We start from the raw sequence: 24856 nt of genomic DNA, 5'->3' as shown, positions 1-24856 counted from the left end.
TTCAAGAGACCCACATGGACCAAACGACGCCCGATCTCGATCTCGCCCGCGAACTGCTGGACGCGAAAAACCAGGTACTGAAGGAAATCCGCAAGGTCATCATCGGCCAGGACGCCGTCATCGAGGACCTGCTGATCGCGCTGTTCTCGCGCGGCCACTCGCTGTTCGTCGGCGTGCCGGGGCTGGCGAAAACCTTGCTCGTCAGCTCGCTGGCGAGGGTGCTGAACCTCAAGTTCAGCCGCATCCAGTTCACCCCCGACCTCATGCCGTCGGACATCACCGGCACGGAGATCCTGTACGAGGACCAGGCGACGAACAAGCGCGACTTCCGTTTCATCCGCGGCCCCATCTTCGCCAACATCATCCTTGCCGACGAGATCAACCGCACCCCGCCGAAAACGCAGGCGGCGCTGTTGCAGGCCATGCAGGAACACCAGGTGACGGTGGGATCGAACACGTACCATCTCGATGAACCGTTCCTCGTGTTTGCGACGCAGAACCCCATCGAGCACGAGGGCACCTATCCCCTGCCCGAAGCGCAGCTGGACCGCTTCATGTTCATCATCAACGTCGATTACCCGACCAAGGAGCAGGAGGTGCAGATCGCGCTGTCCACCACGTCGGGGGTGAAGCCGGAGCTGGAGGTGGTCATGGAGGCCGACCGCATCCTCGCTTTGCAGAACCTGGTGCCGAAGGTTCCCGTGTCGGACCACGTCGCGCGCTATGCGGTCGATCTGGTGCGGGCGTCGCGACCGGGGAACGGCACGACGCCGGCGTTCATCACCGAGTGGGTCAGTTGGGGGGCGGGACCGCGCGCCAGTCAGTACCTGGTGCTGGCCGCCAAGGCGCGGGCGCTGATGGACAACCGCGTCGCCGTCACCATCGAGGACATCAAGAGCGTCAGCCAGCAGGTGCTGGAGCACCGCATCCTGCTCAACTTCAAAGCCGAAGCCGAAAACATCAAAACCCAGGACATCATCGACAAGCTGCTCGCCGAGGTGAAAACCTGATAAAGGATTTGCGTTCTACCGATGCGGGGATTTGAGGATGGTTTCGACGGTCCAGTCCACGTCCAGGCGCAGGCGCTGGCCGGTGCGGCCGTCGTACTCGACGTAACCGTGGTCCTTGCCGAATAAGAACAGGTCGCGCGTCACGTTCACGTCCTGCTTGCAGTACTCGACGATCCGGTCGAGCTTGCCCGCGTCGCCCCCCAGGTATTCCTTCCACCATTGCAGTGAAATGAGTCCGTCGGCGGACTTCTTCGTGCCCAGCGTGCAGCCGGCGAGGTTGTCGAGCTTGATGCGATGGTTTTTCAGCTTGATGAAATCGACGAGGATGTCGAAGGTGGGGATGTCCAGCAGGTCGATGTGCCGCTGGCTGGCCGCGCCCTGGATGACGGTGTAGTCGAAGCCGATGACGTTGAAGCCGACCACCAGATCGGCGGACTTGAGGTGGTCGATGAGGTCGGTGTAGCCCTTCCCCTCTTTTTTCTCCGCTTCGCCGTAATACACGTGGTGCTGTTCGTCGTGGCTGTCCCACACCACGCCGACGGCCATCAGCATGTCCTTGATGTTGCCCCAGCCACCCACCTCGTCGGCGCTCTTCTGCGTCTCCAGATCGAAATACAGGACGCGCGGCCCTTTGGCTTTCTGCGGTTTGGGAGGCGCCGGCTCTTCCACCGGGGGCTGGGAAAACAAATCGAGTTGGTCGGACATAGTGACAGCCTTATATCACTTCGCCCCCCGGCAGTTCAAGTCTTCCCGCAGAACCCTTCAAAAATCAACTAGTTACAGTATCCGCACAGGACAGCCCGAAAAATAATCAAATTTTTTATAGTTTTCCCAATATCGGTATAAACTTTCTTTAAACTTATCCGAAAAGATTATTGGGAGGGATAGCGAAATTAACCTTTATTGGTAGGTATTTATGTCTATCACATCCATTTTCGGCATTCAATCTGGATTCAACACTTCCGAAGTTATTGAAAAACTGATTGCTCTCCAGCAACGCCCGCTCGAAGCCAAGGTTTCCGAACGCGAGTTGCAGATCGAGCGCCTCGACCTGTTCAAGCAATTGCGCCAGAATGCCAACAGTTTCAAAAGCCTGGTGCGCACCATGGACGGCCGCGACCAGATGACCGTCAAGGTGGGTTCCTTCCTGGGCGACACGGACACCGCCAAAGTGGGTATCATCACCAGCGTCACCTCCCCCTCCGGCAGTTTTGCCATCAACGTCACCCAGCTGGCCCGGGTGGGCATCGTGCGGTCGGACGATAACTACGCCTCGGCCACGTCCGTTTACAGTCCGGACGACGCGGGGACCCTGGAGATCACGGTCGGCAGCACGCAAACCGACATCTCCATCACCGATACCGACACGCTGCAGGACGTGGTGGACAAGATCAACGCCTCATCGGCGGATGTCACCGCCCGCGTGGTGGATAGCGGCAGCGGCCAGACTCCTTTCAGCATCGTCATCACCGGCAACCAGACCGGCGCCGAAAACGCCGTCTCCGCGGTGTTCAACGAACCGGGAACGGACCAGACCTTCTCCAGCACGCAGGCGGCGCAGGATGCGCTCTTCACCCTCGACAACATTCAGTACGCCCGCTCCAGCAACATTGTGGACGACGTGATCGACAGCACCACCCTGACGCTCGAGGCCGAGGGATCGGGCACCATCCAGATCAGCATCTCCACAGAGGAAATCGAGGACAAGGTCGAGGCCTTTGTCGAGGAATACAATCAAATCCTGGCGTTCATTGACAAGAACGCATTTTTTGACAGCGACACCCTGAAATCCGGCCCGCTGTTCGGCAGCGCTTCCCTGCGTCAACTGAAGCAGAACCTCGCCGACCTGGTTTCCGCCAAGGTGCAGGGGCTGGACGGGGATCTGGACTACCTGTCGACCATAGGGATTGCCACCCGCGGCGACGGCACGCTGGAACTCGATTCCGCCAAGCTGAGCTCCGCCCTCTCCAGCGATCCGCAGGGAGTGATCAACCTGTTCATCACCAGCGGTTCGGCCAGTCACTCGGAAGTCGAGTTTGTCAGCGCCTCGGAATTTACGGAGGAAGGCGAGTTTGAACTGCGCGTCATCGGCGGCGTGCCGCACCTCAGAAAATCCGGGGAAACGGATTTCGTGGCGGCGGTGGCGGGTCCCGGCAACACCTACATCGGAGCGCAGGACACCAGCGCCGAAGGGCTGGTGTTCAGCATCGACCCGGCGGAACTGGGAACCGACGGCGACAAGGGCACGCTCACCGTCTCCATCGGCATTGCGGAAAAACTGGACCGGGCATTGACAGCAAGCACCAAGGAAAGCGGCAACAGCGCCCTGTCGGCCGACATCAACGCCACCACCGAGAAAATCGAAGACCTCAACGAGGTCATCTTGATGCTCGACGACCGGTTGAAGCTGTTCGAGGACAACCTGCGTCAAAAGTTCATCCGGCTGGAGACCATATTGGGGCAACTGAATTCGCAGCGGGAAGCAGTACAGGCCTCACTGGCGAACCTGCCGGGAATGCTGAAATCCTCTAAATAGCTGACCCGGTGAATGCATTCATCAGGGGGGCGATCCGCCCCCCTCCTTTTACTATCCGGGGCACCGGGCTCCTCCAGATTAAAAAAAATCCCTGCCTGAAAAAAAATATTATTGCGCCCGGGCCCCGACTTTACCTATTTTAACTTCCGACTGGCCAATCTGTTTCAAAAAGCCTGTAGCCTTTTTGTACCCCTCCAATAGGTAGTATCGACTTGAAATAGAGCTAAAGGGATTTTTTCAAGCCGCCGAAAAATGGGGTGAAGGGGGAGAGAGTGAACTTGCAACCAGAATAATCGGGGTAGCTGATGCACTTGTCTTCCTTTTTGGAAATGAAACAGAAATTGAATACCGCCCACTCGGCGGAGCATCTGGTCACCCTCCGAAGAAAAAGTTTGCGGTCCAAAGAAGCGGAACGCACCTTTTGTGAACGGCGGCTGGATTTGTTGAAGCGGCTCGGTTCCCTGGTCGCGTCGTTCCAGTCCACTCTTCAAAATCTCTGCGTGACGATGCCCACACCCGCCACTCCGGACGAAACCATCGTTGTCGGAAAACAGGGCGAATTCATTTCCAACGGTCCCGCGGACCTCGGTCTGAAGGTCAGCGATTCGGCTCCGGCCGGTACCTATGAAATTGACATCCACCAGCTGGCGCAGGCAGGGATCGTTCGTTCCAGGCGCGCCCTTGCCGACCCGGACGATGCGTTCACCAGCCGGGGGGGAGTGCTGGTTTTCCAGATGGGCGCCGAACGGACTCAGATCGAGATTGCCAAAAACACTTCCCTCCGAGAAGTTGTGGAGGCCATTTGTGCATCCAGCGCCAATGTCACGGCAGGGGCCGTATGCGATGGCACGCTCTACCGCCTTGAGATCGGAGGCAACCTGACCGGAGCCGCGCAGGGGGTTGCCGCCTGTTTTCGGGAAAACAGGAAAAGCTTCAATCTCTTCGGCCTGCTGGAAAAAAATATCACCCAGCCGGGCAGGTCCGAAACCAAAGCACTCGATTTCATTGACTCCGGCATCGGCGGAATTTCCCGGCGGGGAGAGACGTTCGAAACCGTTCGGCAGGCACAGGACGCTTCCTTCCTCATGAACAACACCCCGTTCTCCCACTTTACCAACCAGGTGGACCACGCCCTTCCCGGCGCCACGCTGACTTTGCAAACCCCAGGCGCCGGCACCCTCAAGATCAGGGAAATCACACGGGACGTTCCGGGAAAACCGGCTACCGGCATGGATGAATTTCAAGTCCAGATCCGGCACTGCATAGCGAGATTTAATGAGATCAGGAATTTCATCGACCGCCATGCGTTTGACAACGGAAAAACCGGGGAACCCGGGCTGCTGTTCTCCCTTTGCTCCGTGCGAAACCTGCACAAGGCATTTTGCCACTTCTTGAATAGCGAACTGGCGGAGCTGCAAGGCGGGTCCAGTCGCCTGGCGCAGATCGGCATCACCGTACAGCAGGACGGAACGCTTTCCCTGGATATGGACAAACTGGATGAGGCGTTGGAATACGACCTGCAAAACGTCCTCGACCTGATTTCCATCCAGGGATCCGCTTCGAACCCAAACGTAACCTTCCTCAGTGCCGGGGATCGGATGGAGGGTGGGGTGTTTGAACTGGAAATACAAAATGGGTCCCTGAAAATCCACAAAGTGGGTGAGTCCGAGTCCAGCACCGCGGTCAAAACCACCAGCAGCACCTTTGAAGGCGCGGCTAGAACGTCCGCAGAAGGACTGCAAATCCGGGTCGACCCGGTGGAACTTGTCGAGGAAGGGGAAAAAGGGTCCGTTGTGGTTTCCTCCGGGTTCGCCGGCAGGCTCAACCGCCTGCTGACGGCGGTCACCGACGAGGGCGACCCGGTCCAACCCTTTCAAGCGGACATCGACACGGTCCATGAAAGGATGGGCGAACTCACCCGTTTCATCGATCGACTGTCACGCCAGCTTCAGCAATTCGAACAACGCAGCCGGAGCCAGTTTGCAAACCTCGATAAATCCCTGAGCCGGTTGGAATCGCAGAGGTTGATGATGGAAAATTTCCGGTTCACCCTGACCGGCCTGTTCGACTTCCACCGCTGACGGACAACCTGATTTGCCGGGCCCGAACCATGGGTCGTTGCTACCTCCGCTCACCCTCCCATCCCGGGCCCGGTAATTCAACTAAACTTTAATTATTTATTCATAAATACCCAAATTTATTAATTTTTTTAAATTAATTAAAGAATCCGAAAGGGTGTTATCAAACACGGGAGGGGGTCTGCCCTCGATACCTGGAAACCTCCAACCCTAAAGATTTCAACGACGTTTCAGCAAGCGGTCAAATTACCTGAAAAAAAGGAGTTGAGCGCCTTTATTTCTAAAGTCCCCTTTCCTTTTGGTCGATATGATGACTAGATAGCGCGCACCCCGTGCCGATTGATTAAATAAGGAGAAGGTCATGGCCATCACATCCATATTTGGCCTCCAGTCTGGATTCAACACCTCGGAAGTGGTCGAGAAACTGATTGCATTGCAGCAGCGGCCGCTTGAAGCCAAGGTCTCCGACCGCGAGCTGGAGGTGGAAAAGCTCGACCTGCTGAAGGAGTTCCGCGGTCTGCTCAACAGCTTCAAAAGCACCGTGCGGCTGATGAACGTTCGCGACCGTTTGGTGTCCATCGACGGCACTTTTGTTGCCGACACATCCGGGGGAGAAAACGCCCGCGTCGGGGTCACCACCACCCTCAATTCCCCGCTCGGTAATTACAGCATCGACGTCAACCAGCTGGCCCGCAAGGGAATTGTGCAATCCGACGAACGGTTCAGTTCGGCGTCAGCATCTTACTCAGTATTCGGAGGCACACTGGAAATTACCGTAGCCGGAGTTCAAACCGACATCACGATCACCGGCACGGATACGGTGCAGGAGGTGGTGGATAAGATTAACGCCTCGACGGCGGACGTCACAGCCAAAGTGGTGGATGACGGTGCTGGTGCAAACCCCATAAGCATCGTCATTGAGGGAAACCAGACCGGCGCCAGCCAGACCGTTTCTGCCTTTTTCGATGGAACTTTTGGATTCGACGACCAAACCTTCACCAGCACCCAATCTTCACAGGACGCCCTGTTCAATTTTGAAGGCATCTCCTATACCCGCAGTACCAATATCGTGAGCGACGTCCTGACGGGGACGACCCTGTCGCTCGAGGCCCTGGGACCGGGCACCATTCAAATCACGCAGGATACCGAAGCCATTCGCGGCAAGGTGGATGATTTTGTCGAGCAGTACAATGCGATCCGCGCCTTCGTGAATCAAAACGCCAAGTTCGATTCGGACACGCTGGAAGCGGGTCCCCTGTTCGGAAATGTTTCCGTTCGCAGCCTGGAGCAGTCGCTGGCACGGCTGGTTTCCAGTGAAGTGCAGGGACTCAGCACCTCCTTCAGTTTTCTTTCCCAGGTCGGTATCAGGACCGGGGACGACGGCCTGCTGGAACTGGACGAAGCCGAACTGAGTTCGGCACTGGCTTCCGATCCCACCGGTGTGATCAACCTGTTCATCAACAGCGGTTCGGCATCCAACCCGAACGTCACTTTCGGCAGCGCGGCCTCCACTACAGAAGAAGGCACCTTTGAGTTGCAGGTCACCGGCGGAGTGCCGGAATTGCGCAAAGTGGGGGAATCCACGTTCACTCCCGCGGTCGCCGGCCCGGGCGACACTTTCATCGGTGCGGCGGGCACCACGGCGGAAGGCCTGGTGTTCAGCATCACCCCCGCCGAACTGGCCGTGGACGGCAGCAAGGGAACGATCGAGGTGTCCCTGGGTGTGGCCGAAAAGTTGAACCGCATCGTGACCTTCAACACGGACACCACGCTGAACAGCCCGCTTCAGGGCGACATCAACACCACCACCGGAACCATCGAGGACCTGAACGAAACCATCCTGAGGCTCGATGACCGGCTGGCTTTGTTTGAAGAAAACATCAAAAAAGAATTTATCCGGCTGGAACAGCTTTTGGGTGAACTCGACTCACAAAGAAGGGCCGTCGAGTCGTCCCTGGCAAACCTGCCGAGCCTTTTGAGCAAGTAATAACAGCGAACGCGGACATCACGAAGAATAACAGGAGAGCAAATTCATGGCACGGAACCAGGGACCCAATCAATACCAGATCAACGAGGTTTCCACCTCCAACCAGGGCAAGTTGATTCTCATGATGTACGACGGGGCCATACGCTTTGTCACCATGGCGATGGAATCGATGGACCAGAACGACGTCGCGCACAAAAGCGCATACATTCAGAAGTCGCGGGATATCGTGAACGAACTCATGGTGGCGCTGGATACGGACAAAGGCGGCGAGGTGACACGCAACCTGGAACGTTTGTACCAGTTCATTCTGCGTCAACTCACGCACGCCAACATCAAAAACGACAAAGCCGCCCTGCAGTCGATCCTGCGGGTGATGACGCCGCTGCGCGAAGCCTGGGACCAGATATTGAACCCGGCGGAAGAAACAGAAACCGCCGGATCCAGCAACGCCAAACCCGGATTCGCCGCCCGTTGTTGAAGGCGCACAGCCAAATTTCCATCCTTTCCTTGCATTGCCCCCTGCCCTTTTTTCGTAGAAATCCTTCCGTCCATTCGCGCGCGCGGGTATTCCCGCGCCCGGTTTGAGGAGGAGCCGTCCCGTTCCTCCTGCCGTTTTGAATTCCAATCCCCCCGCTTTTTTTTGACAACCTGCGAAAACCTGTGGTACAAAGCGGCTCCCACATTTGGATACCTATTTAATTCTTTCAATTTGAACCATGAAAATTCACGAATATCAGGGCAAAGAGCTCTTCAAGAAATACAAAGTACCGGTCCCGCGTGGCATTCTGATTCATGACAAATCGGAAGCCGCAGCGGCAGCCCGGGAGATCGGCACCACGCCTGTTGTGGTGAAGGCGCAGATCCACGCAGGCGGACGCGGCAAGGGCGGCGGCGTGAAACTCGCCAAAAGTCCGGAAGAAGCCGAACAGCACGCCGGCAAAATCATCGGCATGACTTTGGTCACGCACCAGACCGGACCGGAGGGACGTCTGGTCAAAAAGGTGCTGGTTGAAGAAGGCATGGACATCGTTCGCGAGTTGTACCTGAGCCTCATCCTCGACCGCGAAACCAGCCAGGTCATGATCATGGCCAGCGAGGCGGGCGGCATGGAGATCGAAGAAGTCGCCGAGGCCACACCGGAAAAAATCATCGTCGAGCGCATCGATCCCGTCATCGGCGTGAAGCCTTACCTCGCCCGCAAGATCGCATTTGCATTGAACCTGGAAGGTGAGGTGTTCAAGCAGGCCATTCCTTTCATCATCAACCTGTACCAGTGTTTCGTGAAGGAAGACCTGTCGATGCTGGAGATCAATCCGCTGGTCGTCACCGGCGACAACCGCCTGCTGGCGCTCGACGCGAAGATCGACATCGACGACAACGCGCTGGGTCGACACCCCGACCTGCAGGAGATGCGCGATCTCGATGAAGAAGATCCCAACGAGATCGAAGCCTCCAAGTTCCGCCTCAACTACATTCAGCTCGACGGCAACATCGGCTGCATGGTGAACGGTGCGGGACTGGCCATGGCGACGATGGACATCGTGAAACACAGCGGAGGCGAGCCGGCCAACTTTCTGGATGTCGGCGGCGGCGCCAATGAGGAGATGATCGAGAACGCGTTCCGCATCCTCCTCTCCGACAACAAGGTCAAAGCGATTTTCATCAACATCTTTGGCGGTATTCTGCGTTGCGACATCCTCGCCAATGGCGTGGTCGCTGCCGCCAGGAAATTGAATGTGGGCATTCCGGTCGTCATCCGCATGGAAGGCACCAACATGGAAGAAGGTCACCGCATTCTGAATGAATCCGATATCAACTTCATCGTCGGCAACGGTATGAAAGACGCCGCGAAAAAGGTCGTACAGGCAATAAAATGAGCATTCTCGTAGACGAAAACACAAGGTTGCTGGTTCAGGGCATCACCGGTCGCGAAGGCATGTTCCATGCCGAGCAGTGCCAGAAATACGGCACCCAGCTGGTGGCGGGTGTGACCCCCGGTAAAGGTGGACAGAAGGTTCTGGACAACGTTCCGGTATTCGACACGGTCAAGCAGGCCGTGGACAAAACCAAAGCCAACGCATCGATGATCTTCGTGCCCCCGGCGTTCGCCGCGGACGCGATCCTCGAGGCGGCGGATGCGGGCGTCGAATTGATCATCTGCATCTCCGAAGGCATTCCGGTTTACGACATGGTGGAAGTGTACCGGTACATTCAGGATTCCGACTCACGTCTCGTCGGTCCCAACTGTCCGGGTGTCATCTCCCCCGGCAAGTGCAAAATCGGCATCATGCCGGCGCACATTCACAAAAAAGGCAACGTCGGCATCATCTCACGAAGCGGTACGTTGACGTACGAAGCCGTGGGCCAGTTGACGGCGATGGGCATCGGCCAGTCCACCTGCGTGGGCATCGGCGGCGACCCCATCATCGGCACCCGCTACATCGACGCATTGAAACTGTTCCAGAAAGACCGGGCGACCAAGGCCATCTGCATGATCGGCGAGATCGGTGGATCGGCGGAGGATGAAGCCGCGTATTACATCAAGAAACACATCACCAAACCGGTGGTGGGTTTCATTGCGGGACAGACCGCGCCTCCGGGCCGCAGGATGGGCCACGCCGGGGCCATCATCTCCGGTGGCCAGGGCACGGCGGAAGGCAAAATGAAGGTGATGAAAAAGTGCGGCATCAAGGTGGTCAAAAGCCCCGCTGACATCGGCAAAACCATCGCCAAGTGCCTGTAAGCCCCACCTGCATCTCTTTTCCGCAAAATCCGTTAAAAAAAAAACCCCTTGGGATGGCCTGCATCCCAAGGGGTATGAACTACACTCTCGAATGCCCCAATTGCGGGGCGCCCAATATCAATAAAACCGCGTGGTGCGAAAAGTGCCTGACGCCGTTTGACCCGCCGAAGGCCGAGGACAAGGAACTCGACTGCCCTGTCTGCCAGCACATCAACGACTACACACTCGATCACTGCGAAGTCTGCCACGAGCCGTTGAAGCCGGGTCAGTCGGAGTGACGGTCACCCCTCTTGCATCCCATCTTTGGCGGCCTGCACCAGTTTCTTGATGCGTTCCTGGTAATCGAGATTGCTGAAGTTGTCGCCGCGGCGAAACGTGGTGAAATACAAATCGGCGTAGACCGAGATGAGGTGGTGCAAGACCTCGTGCGGGTCGATGCCCATGTCCACCAGGTCCTTGTAGGCTTGCGCCACGAAGTCCGGCGCCTCGTCGCGGATCTGCTGGTCCACGACGACATGCAGGACGGTGTGGACAAAAGGATTGACCACCTTGCCATCGATCTCCTGCGGGTATACCGCCATCTCACCCATTTCCCAGGCCTGGTCGAACTCCGGGTGCATGTCCATGATGTAGGCGATACTTTCGTCCACCTCTTCCATGTCCTTACCCTGGTTTCGGTCGGCCGCAACGCGGAGAATGCGTTCCTGCGTTTCCTTGTCGAATTTCATAAGTTCGCTCTCAAATCCGGTGTTTATCCCGACAGGGGACCCGGATGGAATAATAAATTAAGGGGTCTCAGAAAAATGGGAGCGGCGCTCGCGTCCCGCGGCACCGTACACCATGAAGACCCGTTTGCCCTGACGGACATGGTATTTGGCCCAGGCCGGAGACTTGCCATCGTAACTCGCGTCCGGGTCCTCCCCTTCCGCCTTTAAAAAGTCGGGGTAGTCGAGCCCGGCCTCAAATACGTCTCCCAAGAGCGCATCGGAGGTGAAACCCTTGCCCGTCAGCCGGACTTTACTCAGGAATTGCTGGATCTCTGCTGGATCGTTCAGTTCAATTGGTTCCATAAACCTTTATCAATATGTATTTAGTTTCCGGGTTAAGATGTCTGTGTGGAGAAAAGGATTGTGTTAATTTGTATATCCAAAAAAGATGAAGCCTTTACCTGAAGGCTTCATGTCTGGTATGTTGGGTACTCTGGAGTTTCCGGCCAGCCGGAAGCCTATCCTAACACAGGTTTTTGTTGCAGAAAACCGCCTGCAAACCATAAAGAATCGCTAACAGGAGCCTTGCCCTTATGCTGACCGAGGAAAACCTCGTGCTCACTCGTACGGAGCCGAGTGGAAACGGCGGTCTTCAGTTTGTATACCGCGTTGGGAATTTGGGGGTCACGGCGGTGAACTTCCCCACGGAGGACATCACCGAACTGGAGTGGACCGTGGACGTGGTCAAGTTTCAGGATGGGGAAACCATGCGTTACGAACTGTATCACGATACCGACCTGGCCAAAACCACGCTCAAGTTCCGAAACGACAAGGCTGTAAACGAGTTCCTCGAGAAAGCGTTTGCCCACCTGAATGAAATCCAGTCGAAGCAGCAACAAAAGGGGTGAGTCGCCCCGGGGGACAGCCTGAAGGGACAAAAGTTCACCTCTGGTCCTAAAAAACCCTGCAAACTGGCGCAGAGCCAGTTGCTCCGGGAACACCTTCCCCCCTCCTGAATTTAATTTAAATCCTTGAAATTATTGGGCTAATTAATTTATCGAAACGCCCCCCGTCCAGAGTGAAATCGGGTGGGTGCGGAGTTTCTTCCAAACCTGTACAAAATTTAATTGAAAACCTTCAATTAAATTGTATTAGAGGGGCAAACATGGTAATTTGAACACCGCAAATCAGGTTGTTCTGATCTTTCCTGGAACAGAGTCCCTCTTCCAGTTGCCCTATTAAATACTAAATAACAGCTTTAAAGCTAAGTATATTCAACATTTGGAATAAACATCATTGCGTTGAGGAGTCGTTATGACCGAGCAAACTGCAACCCAGAAAAAAGAAGAATGGGTCCCTAAAGGCGACTTGCAAAAAGTGGTCGACCCGGTGTGGTTGTTGAGAGAAGCGCCCCGTGAAACCGAGTTCATCACCGGGAGTGAGGCGGCCCGCGAGGCCATTCGCCGGGCCAATGTAGACATCGCCATCTCTTACCCTATCACCCCGCAGAGTGAAACCATGCAGCAGGTCGGTTACCTCTATGACGAGGGCTACCTGAAGGACTATTACCGTGCGGAAGAGGAGATCGGGGTCATGACGGCCATCGGCGGTTCTTCGAGGGCCGGTGTGCGTTCCCTGACGGCGACTTCCGGTCCGGGACTCATGCGCGGCATGGAAGCCATCGCTTCCTGGCCCGGTGCACGGACTCCTCTTGTTCTGCTGAACATGTGCCGCGTCATCAACACGCCGCTGGCCATTCAGCCGGACAACATCGAGATTTCATTTTTGTTGAACACCGGCATCCTCCACGCCCATGCTGAAAACCAGCAGGACTTCTTTGACTATTCCCTCGCTGCGTTCATGGTGTCCGAGGAAGTGGATGTGACTCTTCCCGCGGTGGTATCGGTTGACGGCTTTTTCGTCACCCACGCTCGCGGCAAGGTGTCCATGCCTTCGGAGGAATTCAAACTGCCGCCCCGCGTTGGCTGGCGTTCGGCCGTACCGGCCATGGACAACGAAAACCCGCCGGCCCGGTTGTCCCGCGACGCTCCCATTCAGAAATCCAACTTCATCAGCTACCACATGCATGCCAGCTGGCAGCAGGAAGTGTTTGCCGCTGTCGAGCGTTCCGCACGGCATTGGCGCAAATACCTGGGCGACCTGATCGAAGTCGTAAACCCGGACGCCGAAGAGTTCCTCATCGCTTCCGGTTCCGCGGTTTCGCAGTCGCGCGAAGCTGTTCGTCAGGAAGGTGAAGCCGGTCGCAAGGTGGGTCTGGTCAAAGTCAAGACCATTCGGCCGTGGCCTGGCAGGGAGATCATTGAGGCGGTTAAGAACGCCAAGCGGATTCTGGTTCCGGAGTTCAACCAGGCGGGCTGGCTGCACAAGGAAGTCTGCTCCACGCTGTATGGCAACTGCAAAGCCGAAATCGCCTCCGGACCGCGGGTTTATGGTGGCATGACCATGCCGACCGAGATGATTCTCGAGTGGCTGGATGCGGCCCGCAAAGGTACGGTTGATCGCCTGTAACACTGATGTTGCGTTAGCCGTGCGAATCGTGTAGGCTTAGTTTTTCGGGACTTTGGCCCCGAAATTCCCTTTCATAAAGATGCGTCAACCCTTGCAAGCTGAGGGTCTAAATAAAACTTAATAAAACTTTCTTAAATATATATAGAAAGGTAAATCAATTATGTCTCTCGAAACCGTTAAACCGTCTCCTGGTTTTGAAGATCTTCTCCCCGTTGAATACCGCGATCTGGTCAAGTACGGTCAGTATGGCCGTGAGGTGAAAGTCAGCGAAATGGGGAAGTTCAAGGAACTTCTGGAAGAGCATCCGATGTGTGCAGGTTGTGCGATGACCCTTTTCATCCGCCTCACCATGCTGGCATTGCCGAATCCTGAACATACCATCAACGTTGGTACCGCAGGTTGCGGCCGTCTTGCTATTTCCCAGGCCAACATCCCGTTCATCTACGGCAACTACGGTGACACCAACTCCGTCGCATCCGGCCTGAAACGCGGCTTGGAAATTCTTTATCCGAATCAGCCTAAAGACGTAATTGTTATGGCCGGTGACGGTGGTCTGATCGATATCGGCTTCCAGGCCCTCATGCATTCCTGGTTCCGTCAGGAAAAATTCACCACCATCATGCTGGACAACGAAGTTTACGGCAACACCGGTGGGCAGGAAAGCGGTATGACCATGCAGGGTCAGATTCTGAAGATGGCCCCGCGCGGCAAGAAAACCGGCAAGATCGACGCTCTGGGTCTGGCCCGGGTTTCGAACTGTGCTTACATCGCACGCATCGCGCCGACCAACCCGGCCCGCGTGGTTCGCACCGTTCGTCGCGCCATCCTGATTGCGCGCGAAATCGGCCCGACCTACATCCAGGCCTACACTTCCTGCAACATCGAGTATGCGATTCCCACTCCGGAAGTCATGCAGGATGCCTTCGATGTCGAAAAAGAACGTTATGGTTTCCACGAGGAAATGACGGATGAAGCCAAGGCGTACATCACCGACCTCGAAAAGAAAGAAAAAGAAAAAGCCAAAGCTGCTAAAAAATAATGAGGAGGTTTTCAATCCATGCCACAAGAAGTCAAACGTTATAACGTCCGCATGGCCGGTATTGGAGGCCAGGGCGTCGTCACCGCATCTCACATCCTGAGTAACGCGGTCGTAATCGGTAAGGGGTACAGCTCCCTCGTGCCCTTTTTCGGTTCCGAAAAGCGCAACGCCCCGGTTGAAAGTTATGTGCGGATCTCCAACGATGAGATTTTTGAAATCGGGGAGATCGTCTTCCCCAACGTGCTGATGATCTTCAGTGCTCAGGTCATCACACTGGGTAAGTCGTACACCATGCCTTTTTACACGGGCCTGAAAGAGAACGGCATCATCCTGATCAATAACAAAGAGCCGCTCAAACTCATTCCCGATGAGGAAAAGGAGTTGGCAGATAAAAAAGCGAACATTTATTATCTGCCGGCGACCGAACTTGCCAATGATATTGCGGGAACCGACCTGGCCACCAACATGGCCATGTGCGGCGCCATTTCCGCCATCTTTGGCATGCCGGACATGGACTCGATTGAGGCATCCGTGAAGGATCGTTTCATCGGTAAAGGTATCGTTACTTCCGGTGGTACCGCCTCTCTGGACAGCGTCATCGAGAAAAAATTCGCCAAAAAGCAGAAACTGCTTCAGGCGAACATGGACACCATCAAAGCGGCTTATCAGTTCGCGATTGATAACAAATGGGGTGTTCATGCTGATGCCAAAGAGAAACCGGTTGCCGTCTAAGGTAACTTTTTGAATTGGAGATTGAATAAGCATGTACTACATTGCAGATGTAGATAAGGATAAATGCGCAGAAACCAATTGCCACCTGTGCACGACCTATTGTCCCGAAGCCAACTGCATCAACTACAGCGAGGAAGACAAATCCGCCTACGTTTCGGTGGACCGCTGTAAGTCTTGCGAAATCTGTGTTTACATCTGCAGAGACGTCGCCAAGCACGATGCCATCCAGATGAAATGGATCGATAATCTGGAAGATCGCTTCGTGATCAAACGGGTGGGAGTGGTTCAGCGCTGAGCATCCTTTAAACCTGTATTGGTTTCATATAAGGAAAAGGTATTTGGGGCTCCCCCAAATACCTTTTTTTTTCCCTGATGTCCAAATTCCCCGTCAACTCATTCACCTAGAAGAACCGGAGTATCAATGGAAAGAACGTTTGCTATCATCAAACCTGACGCTGTAGAACGCAACCTCATTGGCAAAATCCTGGAGCGCATCGAATCCAAAGGGTTCCGCATCGCCGCCATGAAACGGGCTCAACTGACCCTGGAGCAGGCCGAAGGGTTTTACCACGTTCACAAGGAGCGTCCCTTTTTTAAAGACCTGACCACCTATATGTCCACCGGCGGTCCCGTGGTCCTGCTGGTACTGGAAAAAGAAAACGCCATCACCGGCTGGCGGAAACTGATGGGCGCGACCAATCCCAAGGACGCTGACGACGGCACCATTCGCAAGGAATTCGCCGTGGACATTGAAAAGAACTCCGTGCACGGTTCCGATTCACCCGAAAATGCAGCCTTTGAGATTTCCTATTTTTTCAGTCAGACGGAAATCCTGTCCTGAAGGCCCTGAAAGGGGGTAAAGCATGCGACGATCCCGATCCAACCCAGCCGCCCGCCTGTGGGCAGGCGGCCTTCTCATCTGGACCCTGGTTTTTGCGGTTTTATCCCCTTCACCAGCCCGGGCGCAGGACGAACCGCGGCCGTACGTCCTTTACCAGAACTTTGAAAAGCACGGCATCGTGGCCTGGCCCCGCGATTTCATGCCGCCGGAACTCAAAGAATATATCGCCTCTCTGGGTTTCAAGGAAGTCGACCAGGGTCTCGCCGTCATGCGTTTCGGTGAGGTCAACCAGAACGGAACCTTCATGATGCCGAAAGCGGTGCAGGAAAAATTCGGCATCACACGATTTATTATTCTCCAGATATTGAGCGACCGGATCGGTATAATGGTAGGAATATGGGAGCAGGAATTCGGACTGACCCTGCCCCAAAAAGTGTTCAATCTGGACGAGGTCAAGGAGAACATTCCAAAAACTCTGGACATTTTCCGGGAACAGGAAGGCACCAAGCCCATCTTCTGGCAACAACCATGAAGCCGGGTGGAGTTGCAGCGACACCCTGCCCGTCCAGAATAAGCAGGAGGCAAATTCATGCCCATTTACGAATACGAATGTGAAAAGTGCAAAGATAAAACGGAAGCCCTGCAGAAAGCGGACGACCCGCCTCTCGAAAAATGCGAAAAGTGCGGCGGACCGCTTCATAAATGTGTGGGGGGCGGAACCTTTCACCTGTACGGTTCCGGGTTTTACACCACGGACAACAAACGGAAATACCTGAAATGACCTCCCTCAGTTGCGGGCGCGAATGGAAAGCAGCCGGTCCAGTTCCCTCCTGACTTCGCCGGCACCGTCTTGATCCGCCCCACTGGTTTTACGAATATCGACAACCCCTGTGTTCGCCCCCAATGGACGCCACATTTCCGGCTCTGTTTTGACAAACACGGCCAGGGTGGGCAATCCCAGCGCGGCAGCCAGGTGAGTCACCCCCGCATCGTTGCCCAGAAACCCATCGGCGTGGCCGAGCAAGGCCGCGCAACGGGTCAGGGAAAGGTTTTCCCAGACCGGGAACCCGCGTTCCCGGCAAAACGCATGCACGGTTTCGGAGATGGCCACTTCCGCGGGCCCCAGCAGGAACACCGGAAGAATTCCTTGCGAATGCAGCCAATCCGCTTGTTCATGGAACCGCTTGAGCGGCCAGTTTTTGGAAACCCCGCCGCTTCCGGGTTGAAGTATCCAGGTTCGGGTTGGCGGAGAAAGGGATGCCATAACCCGTTTTGCTTCCCGGATATCCTCTTCCGGCGCCTTCCAGCCCGGAGGCCAGGAAAGGGATGAAGGCAGTTCTGGAAGCGTTTCCAGGTAATACCCGCTGACATGCTTGTCCGGACGTTGAGGGAACGGTGGCCGAACGATCACTTCACCTGGGAGACGTTGACGAAGCCCGTCGGCCACGGTACCGCCGTGATCCTGAATGAGGGCCACCACGCAATCGTAGTCGGAAAGGAAACGCAGAGGCAGGGTATTGGTGTCACCACCATACACCCGCCACCATTGCAGGTCGTCGGTGGCGAAAGCCCGGTCAACGCAGTCAAAGCCTTCCATCAGGGCTTTCTGCCGGGCTTCGACCACCACATGGAGGCAATCGGGTTGCACAGAATGCACCGCCTGCAACAAGGGCAAAGTCATCAACACGTCGCCCAGCGCACCGGTGCGAACCACAACTATTTTTTTCCCGGACAGGCGATGCATATTACCCCTTCAAAAAGCTTTAAACCCTGAATTCCATTGACAATCCGGCCCCCCTCCAATAACATGAACGGAAGAAAACCCATGATTTATATAACACGAAAAGTAGAATTTTGCGCCAGTCACCGGCTGTTCAACCCAACCTTTTCTGACGAAAAAAACGCCCAGGTGTTTGGCCTTTGCAATAACCCCAACGGTCATGGACACAATTACACCATGGAAGTGACCGTCAAGGGGGACGTCGACCCGGAAACCGGAATGGTTCTGGATCTCAAGTTCCTCAAAAAGCTCGTCACCGAGGAGATCATCGACAAGGTTGATCACAAAAACCTCAACATGGACGTGGAGTTTTTGCAAGGGGTCATCCCCACTGCCGAAAATCTGGCTATCAAGTTCTGGGAGGCGCTGGAACCGAAAATCGGCGGCGGGTTGCTTCACCAAATCAAATTGTACGAATCTCCACGCAACTTCGTAACTTATAGAGGACAAGTCAGTGAAAGAGTTGATTGAAAAGCTTTTGCTCGAGCTGGGAGAAGACCCCTCGCGCGAAGGCCTGAAAAATACCCCCGAACGGGTATCCCGTTCCCTCAAATTTCTGACCGGTGGCTACTGGGTCAATATCGACGAGCTGGTGAATGATGCCCTGTTCACCGATGCCAACACCGATGAGATGGTGATCGTCAAGGACATCGACATGTTCAGCCTGTGCGAGCACCACATGCTTCCTTTCTTTGGCAAGGCCCACGTGGCCTACTTGCCGGATGGGAAGATCATTGGTCTCAGTAAAATCCCCCGTGTGGTGGACGCATTCAGCCGCCGGTTGCAGGTCCAGGAAAGGCTGACCACACAGATCGCCGACTGCATCCATCGTGTGCTCAAACCGAAGGGTGTCGCCGTGGTCATCGAAGCTCTGCATCTGTGCATGTCCATGCGCGGCGTGGAGAAACAAAATTCGTACACCACGACGAGCTCCATGCTGGGTTACTTCAAAACCAATCCCAGTACGCGCGGTGAATTCCTGAGCCTGATCAATGGCAGTCAGCGTTACCGCACCTGACCTTCTCCGGGCCTGGCGGAGGCGCACCAACTCATTTAAATATAATCATTTATGGACCTCGGTATGCTTTGACATCCGAAACCAATCTCCATATAATGGATTCAAGGTTCATTTGATAAAGGTCGCCTCCGCTTGAATCACACCGCCTCCAGGGAATTGCTCCTCGAAAGCACGGAATACATTCCTGAAATATTCGGTACCCAGGACACCAACCTCAAACAGATCGAAAAAAAATTCAACGTCCGCATCACCACCCGGGAAAACCAGATACGGATCAGTGGTGAACCCAACGAGGTGGAAGCGGTCGAGCGCCTGCTCGTGCAACTGCACGACATGCTGGCCGCGGGCCAACGACTGGTCAATGGCGACATCAAATTTGCCATTCGGCTCATGGCGGAAGATCCGGAAGTCGACCTGAAAGGCCTGTTCGGCGAACGCATTCCCGTATCGCCCAAAAAAGGATTCATCACTCCCAAGGGCAACACCCAGCGCAAAATGATCCAGGCCATCCGCCAGCACGATATCGTGCTCGCCATCGGCCCCGCCGGTACGGGTAAAACGTACCTCGCCGTCGCCATGGCGGTGGAGGGTTTTTTGAAGCGGCAGTTCCGGCGCATCATCCTCACCCGTCCCGCCGTGGAAGCGGGAGAGAAGCTGGGCTTTTTGCCGGGAGACATCGCTGAAAAAATCCAGCCGTACCTGATGCCGCTTTATGACGCGCTCTACGAAATGGTGGAGTTCAACCAGGTCCAGCAGATGATTGCCGAAGGGTACATCGAAATCGCCCCCCTCGCCTATATGCGGGGACGCACGCTGAACGACTCGTTCATCATCCTCGACGAGGCCCAGAACTCGACCCGCGAACAGATGAAGATGTTCCTCACCCGGCTGGGGTTCCGGTCCAAAATGGTTGTCACCGGCGACATCACACAGGTAGACCTGCCACGCGGCGTGCAGTCCGGTCTCATCCACGCAAGAGGAATTTTGCAGGACGTCAACGGCATCGACCTGATCGAATTCGGTCAGAAAGACGTGGTGCGGCACGAACTGGTGAAAAAAATCATAGGTGCCTATGACCGGGCCGAAAGCGAGGAACCACCCCCTTCTGAATGAAATCCCGTATCTCCCTTCAAAACACCCATTCCGCCAAGTCCACCCATCCTGATAAAATGACGCCATGCCCGTCCTTGTAAAAAACGACCAATCGGTCCACAAAATCGATGTTCGCTGGATTAAAAAGGAAGCGCGCCGGGTGTTGAGGCTTCTGGATCTGGAGAACGACGAACTCAGTGTCCTGCTGACGGACGATGCCCGAATCCACGAGCTCAACCTGGAGTACCGCGACAAGAACCAGGCCACGGATGTGCTTTCGTTCCCACAGGATGAGGATGCGGTCAACGAAACCGGCGACCGCCTGCTGGGCGATGTCGTCATCTCCGTCGAGACGGCGGACCGGCAGGCGCACGATCACCGCCTGTCCCTGCAAGAGGAGTTGATCCTCCTCCTCATTCACGGCATACTGCACCTGATGGGTTACGACCACGAAACGTCCCGGAAGGACGCACGTTTCATGAAGTCCAAAACGCAGGAAGTCTTCGGCCACATTTTCCCCGGCCGGCAACCTTCCGGAACCAGCAATTTCTGAATTTCCGGCCGTCTGCCGGGAGAGTGAATATGGAAAACCTCTGGGCCCCCTGGCGCATGAATTACATAAAATCCGACAAAACCAAGGAATGCATTTTCTGCACCGGTCCTCAGGCCAATGACGACATGGGGCGTAAACTGCTGTACCGCGGTGAACTGAGTTTTGTCATCATCAATATTTACCCGTATTCAAATGGGCACCTCATGGTATCGCCCTACCGCCACCTGTCCTGCCTCACCGATCTGAGCGCGGAGGAGCTGGCGGAGATCGGCCTGCTCACTCAGAAATCGATGGAGATTTTGCGCGCTTCGTACCACCCGGACGGCTTCAACGTCGGATACAACATCGGCAAAAGCGGCGGGGCGGGGTTTGAGGAACACATCCATTGCCACATCGTACCGCGGTGGACCGGCGACACCAACTTCATGCCTGTTCTCGCCGATACCAAGGTGCATCCGGAACACATCGAAGCCACATTTCAGCGACTGTATCCCGTTTTTCAGGAACTCAAAATTTAAACAAATCCGGTCATGGCCAAAAACGCCAATAAGCAGAACGTGGTAGACGACGACACTCCCATGATGCAGCAGTACCAGAGCATCAAAAAGGAGTTTCCCGACGCCATTTTGTTTTTCCGGATGGGCGATTTCTACGAAATGTTCAACGAGGACGCGAAGGAGGCGTCGAAACTCCTCGACATCGCCCTCACCTCCCGCAACAAAAACAAACCCAACGCCATTCCCATGTGCGGAATTCCGCATCACTCCGCCAATATGTACATCAGCCGACTCGTGAAGAGTGGCAAAACCATCGCCATCTGTGAGCAGATGGAAGACCCGAAGCAGACGAAAGGACTGGTACGCAGGGAAGTCGTGCGCGTCATCACACCCGGAACGGTTTTGGATGACAACCTGCTCGATCCCAAAAGCCATCACTTTTTGGTTTCCCTTTATTTCGGCAAGGAACAGACGGGCCTTGCGGCACTGGACATGTCAACGGGCCTCTTCAAGGTCACCGAGCTTCCTCCCTCTGCAGAAAGTTTACTTCAGGATGAGTTGGCCAAACTCGATCCCAAGGAAATCCTGATACCGGAAAGCACCCTAAACGGAAACGGACCACGTCCTCCGGCACTGGCCGACACAGATTTTTTCATTCAGCCGGTTGAAGACTGGACGTATCAGCAAGGCCAGGCACGTCGAGTGCTGACTGAGCATTTCAAGACAAAAACGCTGGAAGGGTTCGGGTGCGAAACCTGGTCTGCAGCGGTGGGTTCTGCCGGCGCCCTGCTCCAGTACCTGAAGCAAACCCAGAAATCCGCCCTGCACCACATCACGTCGCTGTCCACTTTCAGCACGCAGGATTCCATGATGCTGGATCAGTCCACCATCAACAGCCTGGAACTGGTGCAATCGAGCGACGGCCAGCGCAAACATTCTCTTCTGGGACACCTGGACGCGACCTGCACTCCATTGGGTGCGCGCCGGTTGCGGGAATGGATCCTGAAACCACTCATTCGGCTGGAATCGATTGAACAACGCCTCGACCTGGTCGGCCACTACCGCGAACACCTGCTCGAAAGAAATGACCTGCGCGAAAAATTGAAACATATTTTTGACCTGGAACGCCTCCTCGGTAAAATTTCGATGGCAACGTGTACTCCACGTGACCTGATCGCGCTAAAAAATTCTCTTCGGGTATTTCCGGAAATCCAGGAGATGATCGGGCGTTGCGCCCTGCCTGCCATGAGTGCCATCCGCGACGGGTGGGACAATCTTGATAACTTGTATCAGGAAATCGACGAACGGATCGAGGACGACCCGCCCCTCAATATCAAAGACGGCGGGCTCATCAAACCTGGCTGTGACCAGGAACTGGACCGGTTGAAATCCATTATGAAGGACAGCAACCAGTCCATCGCCAACCTGGAGGCCCGGGAAAAAGAGCGCACCGGTATACCGCAGCTCAAAGTTGGTTATAACAAGATCTATGGCTACTATTTAGAAATCACAAAGAAAAACCTCGACCGCGTACCCGACGACTACATCCGCAAACAATCTTTGGTCAACGCCGAACGCTTCATCTCCCCGGAACTCAAACAATACGAATCCGAAATCACGGGTGCCGAAGAAAAAGTGCAGATCATTGAACAAAGGCTTTTTCATGAGATTCGGCAGTCCGTTGCTGCGGAGGGGACGCGTATTCAGGCGATGGCGAAACGCATTGGAGAACTCGACACCCTTCTCGGTTTCGCGCAAATTGCTCACCAGCAAAATTATTGTCGTCCGCAAATCAATGAAGGGGACGTGCTCCATGTCCAAAAGGGCCGTCACCCGCTGGTGGAACTGATCGATCCCAACCAGCCCTTTATACCTAATGACATCCACCTCGACTGTGATGGGCACCAGGTCGCTATCATCACCGGGCCCAACATGGCGGGCAAATCGACGTACCTACGCCAGGTGGCACTGATCGTATTGATGGCTCAGATCGGTTGTTTTGTACCTGCGGAGGAAGCAGAGATCGGACTGGTGGACCGAATATTCTCCCGGGTCGGCGCACAGGACCATTTGCAAAAAGGACAGTCCACGTTCATGGTAGAGATGAACGAGACTGCAAACATTCTCAACAACGCCACGCGCAGAAGCCTGATCATACTTGATGAAATCGGCCGCGGAACAAGCACCTTCGACGGCATCAGCATCGCCTGGGCCATCGTAGAGTTTTTGCAGGGACCTGACCATATCGGTGCCAAAACATTATTCGCCACTCACTATCATGAACTCACGGAACTCGAAAGGCTGTTTCCCGGCGTCAAAAATTACAACGTGCAGATCAAGGAGTGGAATGACGAAATCATTTTCCTGAGAAAAATTATTCCCGGAGGCGCGGACAAAAGTTACGGGATCCATGTCGCCCGGCTCGCCGGTCTTCCGGAGCAGGTACTGCAACGCGCCAACGAAGTGCTGTTCAATCTCGAAAACAACGAGTACGATGAGGTCGGAACTCCTAAACTGGCACAACCTCAACCGCCGGAAACCGGCCCCCATCAGCTTGGCCTGTTCGGCGAAGTGCCTCCCCCCCTGATCCAAATGATCAAACGGCTGGATTTGGATGACCTGACCCCGCGCCAGGCCCTGGAGAAGCTTTATGAACTTCGCGACCTGCTGAAAAAAAGCTGAACTCCCAACGTTCGCCCCTTCAACCGGGTGTTCTTCAAAAACCCATTCAAATTCAAAGTGCTAAAATGGGGCTCGATTTCCCGCCCGGCATCTTCCTTCCATGACCTGATTCCAAACCTTCAAGGCCAAAATAAATTCAATTTTTGTAAATATTTACATCTTTTTTAAAATCCTTTAAGATATATTACAACTGGGGGAAATCTAATCGCTGGCTTACCTGTCGTTTTCTGAATCCCCTGCTGGAAATTCCTTTTTTGAATTAGCGATACATTTTAAGGACAAAAATAAATTGTTGGCACAAACTGTTTCAGGATGCGCCCGGCAGGGAATTCTCATTTTGCTTTGCATCGGCTTCATGGTGATTCCGGCGTGGGCCAAACCGGTTCTGTCGGATGTGACCCTTCGCTCTGATCATGAACAGATTTTGGTGGATGGTACGCTTCACGATGCTTTTACAGACAAAATGATGGAAGCCTTGCACAGCGGTGTCCCATTGACGTTCCATTTTAAAGTTGAGCTTCGCCGTCATTTAAGCTTTTACCCGGACGAAATGATCAGCCAAAAAACCATCACCCACACAGTACAGTACGATACCCTCAAAAAAACCTATGAGTTTTCTTCGCAGGGTGACAATATGGAACGTAAGGTGGTGACCCGGAAATCGGACTTGTGCCGGGAATTGATGATGACTTTGAAGGATATCCCCCTGTCCTCGATATACCTTCTCGATCCCGACGAATGGTATTATGTCCGCGTCAAGGCGGAAATGATCAACGATGACGGCCTCTGGTTCCCCTTCAACTGGTTGTTGTTTTTCGTACCGATCCACGATTTCGAAACTTCGTGGACTGAATCCAGTCTGATCCAGGTGGAACCCAACAAAGGATTCCCCGCGGATGCGACTCAACCTCTTCGGAGCCCTTCCGGGACGCACGGCGGGGGATTGAACAATGCCGTTCGAGCCTTTAGCAAATAATCCATACGATTCCCACCTCACCGAAGACCAGCTTCGAAGGAAAAAAAATCGGGCCC

27 protein-coding genes are annotated in these 24856 nt (G+C 54.8%); 23 read left to right on the top strand and 4 right to left on the bottom strand.

What is annotated here, in order from left to right; translation table 11 throughout:
• Positions 1-14 precede the first annotated feature (14 nt).
• Positions 15-1010, top strand: a complete 996-nt coding sequence (locus tag ACTRW9_RS06835) for an AAA family ATPase (RefSeq protein ID WP_442428770.1) — start codon at positions 15-17, stop codon at positions 1008-1010.
• A 15-nt stretch (positions 1011-1025) separates the two neighbouring features.
• Here the strand turns inward: ACTRW9_RS06835 and ACTRW9_RS06830 are convergent, their stop codons facing one another.
• A complete protein-coding gene (locus tag ACTRW9_RS06830; RefSeq protein ID WP_442428769.1) occupies positions 1026-1715 on the bottom strand; it encodes a ribonuclease H-like domain-containing protein in 690 nt (229 codons plus the stop codon).
• 211 nt (positions 1716-1926) lie between these two features.
• On the opposite strand from ACTRW9_RS06830, the gene fliD (ACTRW9_RS06825) reads away from it, so the two are divergent.
• The 7 genes from fliD (ACTRW9_RS06825) to ACTRW9_RS06795 all read left to right on the top strand — a co-directional run bounded on the left by fliD (ACTRW9_RS06825) (position 1927) and on the right by ACTRW9_RS06795 (position 10632).
• The gene (gene fliD / locus ACTRW9_RS06825; RefSeq protein ID WP_442428768.1) at positions 1927-3546 is read left to right on the top strand and encodes a flagellar filament capping protein FliD; all 1620 of its coding nucleotides are present in this window, start codon (positions 1927-1929) and stop codon (positions 3544-3546) included.
• Positions 3547-3851: 305 nt separating this feature from the next.
• Complete coding sequence (gene fliD, locus ACTRW9_RS06820) at positions 3852-5627, top strand: flagellar filament capping protein FliD (RefSeq protein WP_442428767.1); 1776 nt, start codon at positions 3852-3854, stop codon at positions 5625-5627.
• A 358-nt stretch (positions 5628-5985) separates the two neighbouring features.
• Complete coding sequence (gene fliD / locus ACTRW9_RS06815) at positions 5986-7611, top strand: flagellar filament capping protein FliD (protein WP_442428766.1); 1626 nt, start codon at positions 5986-5988, stop codon at positions 7609-7611.
• Between the two features lie 46 nt (positions 7612-7657).
• Positions 7658-8089: a flagellar export chaperone FliS gene (gene fliS, locus ACTRW9_RS06810; RefSeq protein ID WP_442428765.1), complete on the top strand. Its 432-nt coding sequence runs from the start codon at positions 7658-7660 to the stop codon at positions 8087-8089.
• Positions 8090-8327: 238 nt separating this feature from the next.
• Entirely contained in the window at positions 8328-9488 is a 1161-nt protein-coding gene (sucC, locus tag ACTRW9_RS06805; protein WP_442425785.1) for an ADP-forming succinate--CoA ligase subunit beta, read from the top strand.
• Positions 9485-10354, top strand: coding sequence for a succinate--CoA ligase subunit alpha (gene sucD / locus ACTRW9_RS06800; protein WP_442425786.1), 870 nt, complete (start codon positions 9485-9487; stop codon positions 10352-10354). The genes sucC and sucD overlap by 4 nt, the downstream gene beginning before the upstream one ends.
• A gap of 74 nt (positions 10355-10428) precedes the next feature.
• Entirely contained in the window at positions 10429-10632 is a 204-nt protein-coding gene (locus ACTRW9_RS06795; protein WP_442425787.1) for a hypothetical protein, read from the top strand.
• A gap of 3 nt (positions 10633-10635) precedes the next feature.
• On the opposite strand, the gene ACTRW9_RS06790 is transcribed toward ACTRW9_RS06795, so the two are convergent.
• Both ACTRW9_RS06790 and ACTRW9_RS06785 read right to left on the bottom strand, forming a co-directional pair.
• Positions 10636-11082, bottom strand: a complete 447-nt coding sequence (locus ACTRW9_RS06790) for a DUF1841 family protein (RefSeq protein WP_442425788.1) — start codon at positions 11080-11082, stop codon at positions 10636-10638.
• Between the two features lie 57 nt (positions 11083-11139).
• On the bottom strand, positions 11140-11424 hold the full coding sequence (locus tag ACTRW9_RS06785) for a hypothetical protein (protein ID WP_442425789.1): 285 nt from the start codon (positions 11422-11424) through the stop codon (positions 11140-11142).
• A 230-nt stretch (positions 11425-11654) separates the two neighbouring features.
• Here ACTRW9_RS06785 and ACTRW9_RS06780 point away from each other — a divergent pair, with 230 nt between their 5' ends.
• The 8 genes from ACTRW9_RS06780 (at position 11655) to ACTRW9_RS06745 (ending at position 16983) form a co-directional block, all read left to right on the top strand.
• Positions 11655-11969, top strand: a complete 315-nt coding sequence (locus ACTRW9_RS06780) for a hypothetical protein (RefSeq protein ID WP_442428764.1) — start codon at positions 11655-11657, stop codon at positions 11967-11969.
• A gap of 406 nt (positions 11970-12375) precedes the next feature.
• The gene (locus tag ACTRW9_RS06775; RefSeq protein WP_442425791.1) at positions 12376-13590 is read left to right on the top strand and encodes a transketolase C-terminal domain-containing protein; all 1215 of its coding nucleotides are present in this window, start codon (positions 12376-12378) and stop codon (positions 13588-13590) included.
• A 160-nt stretch (positions 13591-13750) separates the two neighbouring features.
• On the top strand, positions 13751-14629 hold the full coding sequence (locus ACTRW9_RS06770) for a thiamine pyrophosphate-dependent enzyme (RefSeq protein WP_442428763.1): 879 nt from the start codon (positions 13751-13753) through the stop codon (positions 14627-14629).
• Positions 14630-14647: 18 nt separating this feature from the next.
• Complete coding sequence (locus ACTRW9_RS06765) at positions 14648-15361, top strand: 2-oxoacid:acceptor oxidoreductase family protein (RefSeq protein WP_442428762.1); 714 nt, start codon at positions 14648-14650, stop codon at positions 15359-15361.
• Positions 15362-15392: 31 nt separating this feature from the next.
• Complete coding sequence (locus ACTRW9_RS06760; RefSeq protein WP_442425794.1) at positions 15393-15656, top strand: pyruvate ferredoxin oxidoreductase; 264 nt, start codon at positions 15393-15395, stop codon at positions 15654-15656.
• Positions 15657-15782: 126 nt separating this feature from the next.
• Positions 15783-16202, top strand: coding sequence for a nucleoside-diphosphate kinase (gene ndk, locus ACTRW9_RS06755; RefSeq protein WP_442428761.1), 420 nt, complete (start codon positions 15783-15785; stop codon positions 16200-16202).
• 22 nt (positions 16203-16224) lie between these two features.
• Positions 16225-16734 (top strand): hypothetical protein, encoded by a 510-nt coding sequence (locus ACTRW9_RS06750; RefSeq protein ID WP_442425796.1) that lies wholly within the window; start codon positions 16225-16227, stop codon positions 16732-16734.
• A gap of 57 nt (positions 16735-16791) precedes the next feature.
• Entirely contained in the window at positions 16792-16983 is a 192-nt protein-coding gene (locus ACTRW9_RS06745) for an FmdB family zinc ribbon protein (protein ID WP_042251237.1), read from the top strand.
• 6 nt (positions 16984-16989) lie between these two features.
• Here ACTRW9_RS06745 and ACTRW9_RS06740 read toward each other — a convergent pair whose 3' ends face one another.
• Positions 16990-17946 carry a glycosyltransferase family 9 protein gene (locus ACTRW9_RS06740; RefSeq protein ID WP_442428760.1) on the bottom strand — a complete coding sequence of 319 codons (957 nt, stop codon included), beginning with the start codon at positions 17944-17946 and terminating at the stop codon, positions 16990-16992.
• 63 nt (positions 17947-18009) lie between these two features.
• On the opposite strand from ACTRW9_RS06740, the gene ACTRW9_RS06735 reads away from it, so the two are divergent.
• The 7 genes from ACTRW9_RS06735 to ACTRW9_RS06705 all read left to right on the top strand — a co-directional run bounded on the left by ACTRW9_RS06735 (position 18010) and on the right by ACTRW9_RS06705 (position 24800).
• The gene (locus ACTRW9_RS06735) at positions 18010-18453 is read left to right on the top strand and encodes a 6-carboxytetrahydropterin synthase (protein ID WP_442428759.1); all 444 of its coding nucleotides are present in this window, start codon (positions 18010-18012) and stop codon (positions 18451-18453) included.
• Complete coding sequence (folE, locus tag ACTRW9_RS06730) at positions 18437-19000, top strand: GTP cyclohydrolase I FolE (RefSeq protein WP_442425800.1); 564 nt, start codon at positions 18437-18439, stop codon at positions 18998-19000. The genes ACTRW9_RS06735 and folE overlap by 17 nt, the downstream gene beginning before the upstream one ends.
• Positions 19001-19132: 132 nt before the next feature.
• The gene (locus ACTRW9_RS06725; RefSeq protein ID WP_442425801.1) at positions 19133-20113 is read left to right on the top strand and encodes a PhoH family protein; all 981 of its coding nucleotides are present in this window, start codon (positions 19133-19135) and stop codon (positions 20111-20113) included.
• Between the two features lie 64 nt (positions 20114-20177).
• Complete coding sequence (gene ybeY / locus ACTRW9_RS06720) at positions 20178-20645, top strand: rRNA maturation RNase YbeY (protein ID WP_442425802.1); 468 nt, start codon at positions 20178-20180, stop codon at positions 20643-20645.
• Between the two features lie 29 nt (positions 20646-20674).
• Positions 20675-21163: an HIT family protein gene (locus ACTRW9_RS06715; RefSeq protein WP_442428758.1), complete on the top strand. Its 489-nt coding sequence runs from the start codon at positions 20675-20677 to the stop codon at positions 21161-21163.
• Positions 21164-21175: 12 nt separating this feature from the next.
• Entirely contained in the window at positions 21176-23824 is a 2649-nt protein-coding gene (mutS, locus tag ACTRW9_RS06710) for a DNA mismatch repair protein MutS (RefSeq protein WP_442428757.1), read from the top strand.
• A gap of 289 nt (positions 23825-24113) precedes the next feature.
• Complete coding sequence (locus ACTRW9_RS06705) at positions 24114-24800, top strand: DUF4390 domain-containing protein (RefSeq protein ID WP_442428756.1); 687 nt, start codon at positions 24114-24116, stop codon at positions 24798-24800.
• Positions 24801-24856: the final 56 nt, after the last annotated feature.

It is taken from the genome of Nitrospina sp. 32_T5 (assembly GCF_052156635.1).
Taxonomy (GTDB): domain Bacteria; phylum Nitrospinota; class Nitrospinia; order Nitrospinales; family Nitrospinaceae; genus Nitrospina.
The sequence above is the reverse complement of the archived record's forward strand: the minus strand, read 5'-3'. Positions and strand labels throughout refer to the sequence as shown.

Excerpts from the sequence above, each read along its gene's own strand:
- ACTRW9_RS06835 (WP_442428770.1), top strand. The coding sequence starts at position 15 with ATGGACCAAACGACGCCCGATCTCGATCTCGCCCGCGAACTGCTGGAC.
- ACTRW9_RS06830 (WP_442428769.1), bottom strand. The coding sequence starts at position 1,715 with ATGTCCGACCAACTCGATTTGTTTTCCCAGCCCCCGGTGGAAGAGCCG.
- fliD (WP_442428768.1), top strand. The coding sequence starts at position 1,927 with ATGTCTATCACATCCATTTTCGGCATTCAATCTGGATTCAACACTTCC.
- fliD (WP_442428767.1), top strand. The coding sequence starts at position 3,852 with ATGCACTTGTCTTCCTTTTTGGAAATGAAACAGAAATTGAATACCGCC.
- fliD (WP_442428766.1), top strand. The coding sequence starts at position 5,986 with ATGGCCATCACATCCATATTTGGCCTCCAGTCTGGATTCAACACCTCG.
- fliS (WP_442428765.1), top strand. The coding sequence starts at position 7,658 with ATGGCACGGAACCAGGGACCCAATCAATACCAGATCAACGAGGTTTCC.
- sucC (WP_442425785.1), top strand. The coding sequence starts at position 8,328 with ATGAAAATTCACGAATATCAGGGCAAAGAGCTCTTCAAGAAATACAAA.
- sucD (WP_442425786.1), top strand. The coding sequence starts at position 9,485 with ATGAGCATTCTCGTAGACGAAAACACAAGGTTGCTGGTTCAGGGCATC.
- ACTRW9_RS06795 (WP_442425787.1), top strand. The coding sequence starts at position 10,429 with ATGAACTACACTCTCGAATGCCCCAATTGCGGGGCGCCCAATATCAAT.
- ACTRW9_RS06790 (WP_442425788.1), bottom strand. The coding sequence starts at position 11,082 with ATGAAATTCGACAAGGAAACGCAGGAACGCATTCTCCGCGTTGCGGCC.
- ACTRW9_RS06785 (WP_442425789.1), bottom strand. The coding sequence starts at position 11,424 with ATGGAACCAATTGAACTGAACGATCCAGCAGAGATCCAGCAATTCCTG.
- ACTRW9_RS06780 (WP_442428764.1), top strand. The coding sequence starts at position 11,655 with ATGCTGACCGAGGAAAACCTCGTGCTCACTCGTACGGAGCCGAGTGGA.
- ACTRW9_RS06775 (WP_442425791.1), top strand. The coding sequence starts at position 12,376 with ATGACCGAGCAAACTGCAACCCAGAAAAAAGAAGAATGGGTCCCTAAA.
- ACTRW9_RS06770 (WP_442428763.1), top strand. The coding sequence starts at position 13,751 with ATGTCTCTCGAAACCGTTAAACCGTCTCCTGGTTTTGAAGATCTTCTC.
- ACTRW9_RS06765 (WP_442428762.1), top strand. The coding sequence starts at position 14,648 with ATGCCACAAGAAGTCAAACGTTATAACGTCCGCATGGCCGGTATTGGA.
- ACTRW9_RS06760 (WP_442425794.1), top strand. The coding sequence starts at position 15,393 with ATGTACTACATTGCAGATGTAGATAAGGATAAATGCGCAGAAACCAAT.
- ndk (WP_442428761.1), top strand. The coding sequence starts at position 15,783 with ATGGAAAGAACGTTTGCTATCATCAAACCTGACGCTGTAGAACGCAAC.
- ACTRW9_RS06750 (WP_442425796.1), top strand. The coding sequence starts at position 16,225 with ATGCGACGATCCCGATCCAACCCAGCCGCCCGCCTGTGGGCAGGCGGC.
- ACTRW9_RS06745 (WP_042251237.1), top strand. The coding sequence starts at position 16,792 with ATGCCCATTTACGAATACGAATGTGAAAAGTGCAAAGATAAAACGGAA.
- ACTRW9_RS06740 (WP_442428760.1), bottom strand. The coding sequence starts at position 17,946 with ATGCATCGCCTGTCCGGGAAAAAAATAGTTGTGGTTCGCACCGGTGCG.
- ACTRW9_RS06735 (WP_442428759.1), top strand. The coding sequence starts at position 18,010 with ATGAACGGAAGAAAACCCATGATTTATATAACACGAAAAGTAGAATTT.
- ybeY (WP_442425802.1), top strand. The coding sequence starts at position 20,178 with ATGCCCGTCCTTGTAAAAAACGACCAATCGGTCCACAAAATCGATGTT.
- ACTRW9_RS06715 (WP_442428758.1), top strand. The coding sequence starts at position 20,675 with ATGGAAAACCTCTGGGCCCCCTGGCGCATGAATTACATAAAATCCGAC.
- mutS (WP_442428757.1), top strand. The coding sequence starts at position 21,176 with ATGGCCAAAAACGCCAATAAGCAGAACGTGGTAGACGACGACACTCCC.